This is a genomic window from Halomonas sp., assembly GCF_031581305.1.
Lineage (GTDB): Bacteria > Pseudomonadota > Gammaproteobacteria > Pseudomonadales > Halomonadaceae > Halomonas.
Genome location: NZ_JAVLBC010000138.1, coordinates 1 through 8,685 on the forward strand (window position 1 = coordinate 1; position 8,685 = coordinate 8,685).

The window sequence follows — 8,685 nt, forward strand, 5'->3', positions numbered from 1 at the left end:
GCACCTCGTAGCGCTCCTTGAGGCCACGCAGGATCGCCACGGTGTCCTCCTCCGACGGCTCGTCGACCAGCACCTTCTGGAAGCGACGCTCCAGGGCGGCGTCCTTCTCGATGTACTTGCGGTACTCGTCGAGGGTGGTGGCACCCACGCAATGCAGCTCGCCACGGGCCAGCGCCGGCTTGAGCATGTTGCCGGCATCCATGGAGCCCTCGGCCTTGCCGGCGCCGACCATGGTGTGCAGCTCGTCGATGAACAGGATCACCCGGCCCTCCTCCTGGGCCAGCTCCTTCAACACGGACTTCAGGCGCTCCTCGAACTCGCCGCGGAACTTGGCCCCGGCGAGCAGCGCGCCCATGTCCAGCGAGAGCACGCGCTTGTCCTTGAGCCCCTCCGGCACCTCGCCGTCGACGATGCGCTGGGCCAGGCCCTCGACGATGGCGGTCTTGCCCACGCCGGGCTCGCCGATCAGCACCGGGTTGTTCTTGGTGCGCCGCTGCAGCACCTGGATGGTGCGGCGAATCTCGTCGTCGCGGCCGATCACCGGGTCGATCTTGCCGCTGGCGGCCCGCTCGTTGAGGTCCAGGGTGTACTTCTCCAGCGCCTCGCGCTGGTCCTCGGCGTTGGGGTCGTCGACCGATTCACCGCCGCGTACGCTGTCGACGGCGCTCTCCAGCGACTGGCGGGTCACCCCGGCCTGCTTGAGCAACTTGCTGACGGCGTGGCCCATCTCCAGCGCGGCCAGCAGCACCAGCTCGCTGGCGATGTACTGGTCGCCGCGCTTCTGGGCCTCGCGATCGGTAAGGTTGAACAGCTTGATCAGGTCGCGGGAGGGCTGCACTTCACCGTCGAAATTGGCAACCTTGGGCAGGTCGTCGAGCTGGCCCGCCAAGCCGTCACGCAGTCGCGCGGCATCGCCGCCGGCCTTCTGGATCAGCGCCTTCACGCCAGTATCGGTGGCATCCAGCAGCGCCAGCAGCAGGTGACCCGGCTCCAGCTGGTTGTGACCGCGGCCCACGGCCAGGGACTGGGCATCGGCCACGGCGTTCTGCAGCCTGGCCGTAAACTTGTCGAATCGCATTCGCTTTCCTCCATCGGGGTAACGGCGCGGTCGGACGCACCGTTTGGCCCTGTCAATGTGTCTTGAAGGTATCAATGGAGTCAGCGTGGCTGGCTTTCAAGTCGGTGGCCAGGGAAAGGGAGTGAGGAGTTGACGCTGATCAAGCGGCCAAGCAGCCAAGCAGCCAAGCCAGGATGGCTCGAAAGCGCAGAGAGCAAGCCGAGGGGTTTCTTGGCGCTTGCAGCTCGGCGCTCGGCGCTATCTCAACCAGATCACGCTGGCCATGCGGCCGGTGACACCGTCGTCGCGGCGGTAGGAGTAGAAGCGGGGCTCGCAGGCGGTGCAGAAGTGGCCGCCGCTGATATGGGAGACACCCAGGCGCTCGAGGCGCAGGCGGGACAGCTTGTAGAGGTCGGCCATGTAGTGGCCGAGCCGGTAGGGGCTGGGATCGAAGGCCGCCTCGGCCTCCGGGTGCACGCCGACGAAGGCCTGCTGCACCTCGGGGCCGACCTCGAACTGGGCGTTGGAGATCGCCGGGCCCAGCCAGGCCATTAGCTCCTCCGGCGGCAGACCCATGGCGCCCACGGTCGCCTCGATCACGCCACCGGCCAGCCCGCGCCAGCCGGCATGGGCCACCGCCACCCGCTCGCCGCGACGATCGCAGAGGAACACCGGCAGGCAGTCGGCGGTGAGTACCACGCAGGCATAGTCGCGATTCATGGCCACGGCGGCGTCCGCCTGGGGCCGGGCGGCGGAGTACGCCTGCTGTACCCGGGCACCATGCACCTGGTCGAGCCACAGCAGTGGGCGGTCGTCGCCCACCTCCTTCTCCAGCTGGCGGCGGCACAGCGCCACGTGGTTCGGGTTGTCGCCCAGATTCTCGGCCGGATTGAAGGCAGCGAAAGGGCCCTGGCTGGGGCCGGTCTCGCGGGTGGTGACGAAGGCCCCCACGCTCTCCGGCGCTGGCCAGTCGGGCAGGATCGGCGTCGGGCGCAGGTCGAAGGTATCGCTCATCACGGGGTCCTTAACGCATGGTCTCGCGGTCTTCGCGCAGGTAGTCGAGCAGCATCAGCAGGTTATCCGGCAGCGGCGCGCGGAAGGCCATCCGCGCGCCGCTCGCCGGATGCACGAAGGCCAGCTTGCGGGCATGTAGCGCCTGGCGTGGAAACTCGCGCAGGATCTCCTTGAGCGACTCGCTGGCGCCGGCGGGCAGCTTGAGGCGCCCCCCATACACCGGGTCACCGATCAGCGGATAGCGCACATGGGCCATGTGCACGCGGATCTGGTGAGTGCGGCCGGTCTCGAGCCGGCAGCGCACATGAGTATGGGCGCGGAAACGCTCCACCACCCGGTAGTGGGTCACCGCCGGCTTGCCCGAGGCGTTCACCGCCTGGCGCTTGCGATCGCGCGGGTGACGGCCGATGGGGGCATCCACGGTGCCGCCGGCGGTCATCACCCCCACCACCACAGCGTCGTACTCCCGCGATACCGTGCGCGCCTGGAGCTGCTCGACCAGCGCCGCCTGGGCGGCAAGGGTCCTGGCTACCACCATCAGCCCGCTGGTGTCCTTGTCCAGGCGATGCACGATGCCCGCCCGGGGGATGGCCGCCAGCTGCGGGTCATGGTGCAGCAGGGCATTGAGCAGGGTGCCATCGGGGTTGCCGGCGGCGGGATGCACCACAAGGCCCGGCGGCTTGTCGATCACCAACACCTCGTCGTCCTCGTACACCACCGTCAGGGGGATATCCTCGGGCTCGAAGCGGGTGTCGTCCTCGATCTCGGCGGCCAGGGCCAGGGCCTCGCCGCCATAGACCTTGTCCTTGGGCTTGGCCGGTTGGCCGTCCAGGGTCAGGGCCCCGCTCTTGATCCAGGCCTTGAGCCGCTCCCGGGAAAAGTCGGCGAAGAGTTCGGCGGCGGCCTGGTCGAGGCGCAGGCCGGCCATGCGCTCGGGAACGCGATGCTGTGCGTCGAGGGTCTGGGACATGGGTCGGGACAGGGCTCTTTGCGCACCGGGAGCGATGACTGCGTTTCGCCGCAAGGTGCTTTATAGTGGGCGGATATCGGCCGATTCTATCACGGCCATCCGGGTTGTTAGACACGAGGATCACGATGCGCGTTATCACCTCCCCCACCCGCCTGGCGTCCCTGCTGCTGACCGGCGTCCTGCTGACCGGTTGCGCCAGCACCGATTCCCAGGAAGAGGAACTCTCCGGCGTCGCCGAGCGCCAGCTCTACCAGGAGGGTCGCGAGGCTCTGGAAGATGGCCGTCACACCACCGCCATCAACCGACTCGAGGCCATCGATACCCGCTTCCCCTTCGGCGAGCATGCCCAGCAAGCGCAGCTGGAGCTGATCTACGCCTACTACGAGAGCGACGACTGGGAAGGCGCCCGCGCCGCCGCCAGCCGTTTCATCCGCCTGCACCCGGACCACCCCCAGGTGGACTACGCCTACTACATGCGTGGCCTGGCTGCCTGGCAGGCGGGACGCTTCAGCCTGGAGCGGCTGCGGTTGATCGACATCTCCAAGCGCGACCTCGGCGCCACCCGCGATGCCTATGCCGACTTTCGCGAGCTGATCCAGCGCTATCCGAACAGCCAGTACGCCCCGGACGCCCGGCAGCGCATCATTTACCTGCGCAACGTGCTGGCCCGCCACGAGCTGCACGTGGCCGACTTCTACCTGCGCAAGGGGGCCTACCTGGCCGCCGTGGAGCGCGGCCGTTGGGTGATCGAGCACTACCCCCAGTCCAAGGCGAACCATGACGCCCTGGCGGTGATGGTGGAGGGCTATCTGGGCCTCGAGATGCGTGACCGCGCCCGCGAGACCCTTCAGGTACTGATCGACAACGCCCCGAACCATGAACGGCTCAACGGCCGCACCTTCCGACCGCAACACGTCAAGGCCGACGCCCTATCAGCCTGAAGCCCGCCACCTGCCTCTACCCCGCCAGCCTGGCTGGCGGGGCGAGTCGTTGAAACCCATCGATGCCTGGCAAGCGCCCCACAGGGTATCGTCGAGACAACTCTGATGGTCGGAGGCCCCATCCTCCGGGAAATGCCGACTCGAGCTCCATGACAACAGCCCACTCTTCATCATCGACGCGCGACATCCGTCGCGTGCATCTGCGCATCCGGTCACTGGCCGCGCTGGGCATCCTGACCACCGCCCTGCTGGCCGGGCTGATCACCGCGTTGCCCTTCTATCACGCCGCGCGCAGCGGCATCGAACATATCAGCCAGCTCAGCGCCGAAACCCAGGCGGATGCCCTCCACCATCAGCTCCAGCGCTATCAGGATATCACCCGCCAGCTCACCAGCCGCACGGAGATTCGCCGGCGCCTCGGCGCCTATGCCCGCGGTGACACCTCGCTGGACGAGGTGTCGGACTTCACCACACCGCGCCTGGCCGATGCCCTGGCCCAGGCACCGGACCTGGTCGGCCTGATCCGACAGGGCCCCGACGGCGAGCTCATCTCACGAATCGGCGAGGTCCCGGCCGGAGCGGCGCCCTCGCACGACTCACAGGAGGGCTATCCCTGCCGGCTCTACCTACTGGAGCATGACGAAGTGCTGGTGCAGAGCTGCTCGCCGATCGTCACACCTGAAGGAGAGCGCATCGGCCGGGATATCGTCTTCTTCCAGGCCGAGCCGCTGCTGGCCCTGCTGGCCAATACGGAACGCTTCGGTGAAGACGCCAGGATGCGGCTGCGCACGACCAACTGCCAGCAGGAGCTAACGCTGGGACCGGAGGGGCCGGGCGTAAGCCACGTTGACTCCCCAGAGATCAGCGAAGACACGATTCAAGTCACCCTCAAGGCCGCTCTGGGGGAGCAGGGCTGGCAGCTGCTGGTGGAAATACCGTCTCGACAGTTTCACAACGAAGCCCTGAAGCTGCTGCTGTGGCCGGCGCTGGCCATACTGTTGCTGGCCCTGGTAGGCGCCTGGGTGGTCAGCCACGCCCTGTACCCCCTGCTGGCCCGAGTGGACAGGCAAGCCCGTGAGCTGGAGGGCTCGGAGCAGAAACTTCGCCTGGCCGCCAGCGTCTTTCGTAGCGCTCACGAGGCGATCGCCATCACCAGCCCGGACCATATCATCATCGATGCCAACCCAGCCTTTACCAGCCAACTGGGCTACTCGGCTCAGGCCCTGACCGGGCGGCCGATCAAGGACCTGCTGGCCTGGCACGCCGACAGCCCGGAGCTGAAACATGGCCTGCAACAACTGGAACAGAACGGGACCTGGCAGGGCGAGGTTCGCTACCGCTGTGCCAACGGGGATATGCTGGTGGCGCTGCAGACCGTCAGTGCCGTACGCAGCGCCAGCGGCGAAACGCTGCGCTATATCCATATCTTCAACGATGTCACCGAGCAGAAGGCCGCCGAGGAGGTAGTGCGCCACCAGGCGCTTCACGATGAGCTCACCGGCCTGCCCAACCGCGCCTACCTGGAGCAGCACCTGGAAGGAGCCATTCGCCAGTCGTGCCACGCTGGCAGGCAGTTGGCCGTGCTCTTCATGGACCTGGACTACTTCAAGGAGGTCAACGATACGCTCGGCCACCAGGCAGGCGACACGCTCCTGCAGGCCGTGGGCGAACGCCTGCAGGCCAACCTGCGCGCCGAGGACATGCTGGCCCGGCTGGGCGGCGACGAGTTCGTGATCGTGGTGGACCCCATTCAAGCCGCCGATAACGCCACCCGGGTTGCCGCCAATGTGGTCGAGGCGCTGACACATCCTTTCACCATCGACGGCACGCCGGTAACCATCGGCGTCTCGGTAGGCGTTGCCCTCTACCCGAAAGATGGCAACAATAGCTCCAGCTTGCTCCAGGCCGCCGACTCGGCGATGTACCGCGCCAAGGCTGGCGGGCGCAACACCTGGCGCTTGTACTCACCGTTGGCCTTGCCGAAAACCTGAGAGATGGCCCTGGGGTCAATCTTAGTGCGATGATCCAATGAAAAACCGGCGCTGCTTCTGGCAGCACCGGTTTTCTTCAAGCTTACAGCTTGAAGCTTCCCGCTTCATTCCCCCGGCTGCCAACCGTTGACGATGGGGTAGCGGCGGTCACGACCGAAGCCGCGGCGGGTGACGCGCACGCCCACCGGCGCCTGGCGCCGCTTGTACTCACAGCGGTCAACTAGCTTGACCACCTTGTAGACGTCTTCGTGGTCGAAGCCCGCCTCGATGATCGCCTCGGCACTCATGTCGCCTTCGATGTAGCGCACCAGGATGGCGTCGAGCACGTCGTAGTCCGGCAGGGTATCGCTGTCCTGCTGGTCCGGGGCGAGCTCGGCGGTCGGCGGCCGCTCGATGACCCGCGCAGGCATCACCGGCGACTGGGTATTGCGCCAGCGCGCCAGGCGGTAGACCCAGGTCTTGTAGACGTCCTTGATGGCGTTGTAGCCGCCCACCATGTCGCCATAGAGAGTCGCATAGCCCACCGCCATCTCGCTCTTGTTGCCGGTGGTCAGCACCATCAGACCCTTCTTGTTGGAGATCGCCATCAGCAGCACGCCGCGGCAGCGCGACTGCAGGTTCTCCTCGGTGGTGTCGCGCTCGGTACCGGCGAAGCTTTCGGCCAGGGTCGTCATGAACGCCTCGACCATCGGCTCGATAGGCAGCACCTCATGGCTCACGCCCAGCATCTCGGCCTGCTCGGCGGCGTCCTGCTTCGAGATGTCCGCCGTGTAGTGGTAGGGCATCATCACCGCGTGGACGCGCTGCGCCCCCAGGGCATCCACGGCGATGGCCAGCGACAGCGCCGAATCGATGCCGCCGGAGAGCCCCAGCACCACACCCTTGAAGCCGCTCTTGTTGACGTAGTCGCGCAGGCCGGTGACCAGCGCGCAGTAGAGGTTCTCCTCCGGCTCGACGTCGGGCTCGGTCTCGCCCGGCTGGGGCACCCAGTGGTGGGCGTCGCGCACGAACTGCACCGGCATCAGGCCCACCGCCCAGTGGGGCGCCTGCACCATCAGCTCGCCCTTGGCGTCGACACAGGCCGAGCCGCCATCGAAGACCAACTCGTCCTGGCCACCGATCTGGTTGACGTAGACGATGGGCAGCTCCACCTCGCGGGCACGCGCCTCGAGCAGCGCCAGTCGCTCGGCGGGCTTGTCCAGGTGGAAGGGCGAGGCATTCAGGGTAACCAGGATCTGGGCGCCGGCATCGCGGGCCTGGCGGACCGGCTTCTCGCTCCAGATGTCCTCGCAGATCAGGATGCCGAGCTTGACGCCCTTGTGCTCCACCACCAACGGCTGGCGGCCGGTGGCGAAATAGCGCTGCTCATCGAACACTTCGTAGTTGGGCAGCGCCTGCTTGGCGTACTCGTCGAGCCACTCGCCGTTGTAGAGCACCCCGGCCAGGTTCCAGTTCTCACCTTCCCGGCGCCCCGGATATCCGACGATGACCATGACATCGCGGGCCATCTTCTCGGCTAAATGGGCCCGGGCATGCCGCAGGCGGGCCTCCATGGAGGGTCGCAGCAGCAGGTCCTCCGGCGGGTAGCCGCTCAGGAAGAGTTCGGGCAGCACCACGATATCGGCGCCATGCTCGATGCGTGCCTCGCGAACGGTCTCGATGGCGAGCTCGGCGTTGCCGGGAATGTCGCCGACCAGCGGGTCGAGCTGAGCCATTACCAGGGTCAGGTCTTGCATGGGCTTGGAAATCTCTCGAGAATCGATGAATACCCGCCATTGTCCCGCAAGGGCGGCCGAGTGGCAAAGCCGGCCACCCCCACCTGGGAGTCCTGTAAGGAATGAACCTGTTGCTGATTCGCCTGATCATCTTCGCCGTGCTGTTTTTCGCCGGCCTGAAGCTCTACCGCATGTACCGCGAGTGGAAACTGGACCGCGAGGGCCCACAGCAGGCGGGCGACTCGCAGGGCAACCGTATGGTGCGCTGCAGCTGGTGCCAGGTGCACCTGCCCGAGGAAGACGCCCTGCGCGAGCGCGGCAACTGGTTCTGCTCCGGCGACCACCGCGACAAGTACCTGGCCGAGCAAAAGGAAGAGCAGAAGGAAGAGAAACGACAGGAAAAGAACGAAGAGTAGAACGACACGGGCGGGGCGCCATCCGCGCCCGCTTGCCCTTCGACCGAGGGCGACCTCGCCATTCTGGTGCCATGATGACGTACAACCGCTGTAGGCGATCGCCTACAGCGGAGTGACTGGCCCCGGCTAGCCTGAAGAAAGGATCCATCGAACAGGCCACGCCGGGAGGGCACCATGCGCCCTGCTATCAGCACCCCGTTTTCTTCTCGGCAGTATGGGCTGACGCTGATCGAGCTGATCGTCACCATCGCCGTGCTTGCCATTATCGCCACGGTGGGACTTCCTGGCTTTCAGAAGCTCAGCGCAAGGAATGAGGTGGCAGCAGAGGTCATGCGGCTCAAATCAGCGCTGGCCAAGACCCGCAGCGCGGCCATTACTCGCCGCACCACCATCACCCTCTGCCCCACTGTCGACATGACCCAATGCCAGATCGACAACAATGCCGAGGGCGACGCCTGGCGAGCCACGCTGGCTATCTTCGAAGGTCGCGGAGAGTCGGGTGACCGACTGTTACGCACCTTCGGCGAGAGCCAGCTGCCCTCCCTCACCTACCGCAATGATGATCGCCCGGTGCGTTACAA

General features: G+C 66.4%; 8 protein-coding genes. 4 read left to right on the forward strand and 4 right to left on the reverse strand.

Features of this window, described 5'->3' with window-relative positions; all coding sequences use genetic code 11:
• From RI841_RS11710 to rluD, 3 genes are all read right to left on the reverse strand, one after another.
• On the reverse strand, positions 1-1,078 hold a 1,078-nt coding region (locus tag RI841_RS11710; RefSeq protein ID WP_310705778.1), incomplete at its 3' end, for a Clp protease N-terminal domain-containing protein.
• 237 nt (positions 1,079-1,315) lie between these two features.
• Entirely contained in the window at positions 1,316-2,071 is a 756-nt protein-coding gene (gene pgeF / locus RI841_RS11715) for a peptidoglycan editing factor PgeF (RefSeq protein WP_310705779.1), read from the reverse strand.
• 10 nt (positions 2,072-2,081) lie between these two features.
• A complete protein-coding gene (gene rluD, locus RI841_RS11720) occupies positions 2,082-3,041 on the reverse strand; it encodes a 23S rRNA pseudouridine(1911/1915/1917) synthase RluD (RefSeq protein WP_310705780.1) in 960 nt (319 codons plus the stop codon).
• Between the two features lie 125 nt (positions 3,042-3,166).
• On the opposite strand from rluD, the gene RI841_RS11725 reads away from it, so the two are divergent.
• Both RI841_RS11725 and RI841_RS11730 read left to right on the forward strand, forming a co-directional pair.
• On the forward strand, positions 3,167-3,982 hold the full coding sequence (locus tag RI841_RS11725; RefSeq protein WP_310705781.1) for an outer membrane protein assembly factor BamD: 816 nt from the start codon (positions 3,167-3,169) through the stop codon (positions 3,980-3,982).
• A 149-nt stretch (positions 3,983-4,131) separates the two neighbouring features.
• Positions 4,132-5,973, forward strand: coding sequence for a sensor domain-containing diguanylate cyclase (locus RI841_RS11730; RefSeq protein WP_310705782.1), 1,842 nt, complete (start codon positions 4,132-4,134; stop codon positions 5,971-5,973).
• A 104-nt stretch (positions 5,974-6,077) separates the two neighbouring features.
• Here the strand turns inward: RI841_RS11730 and RI841_RS11735 are convergent, their stop codons facing one another.
• A complete protein-coding gene (locus RI841_RS11735; RefSeq protein ID WP_310705783.1) occupies positions 6,078-7,709 on the reverse strand; it encodes an NAD+ synthase in 1,632 nt (543 codons plus the stop codon).
• 101 nt (positions 7,710-7,810) lie between these two features.
• Here RI841_RS11735 and RI841_RS11740 point away from each other — a divergent pair, with 101 nt between their 5' ends.
• On the forward strand, positions 7,811-8,104 hold the full coding sequence (locus RI841_RS11740; protein ID WP_310705784.1) for a PP0621 family protein: 294 nt from the start codon (positions 7,811-7,813) through the stop codon (positions 8,102-8,104).
• A gap of 174 nt (positions 8,105-8,278) precedes the next feature.
• The coding region (locus tag RI841_RS11745) for a GspH/FimT family pseudopilin (protein ID WP_310705785.1) at positions 8,279-8,685 on the forward strand (407 nt) is incomplete at its 3' end.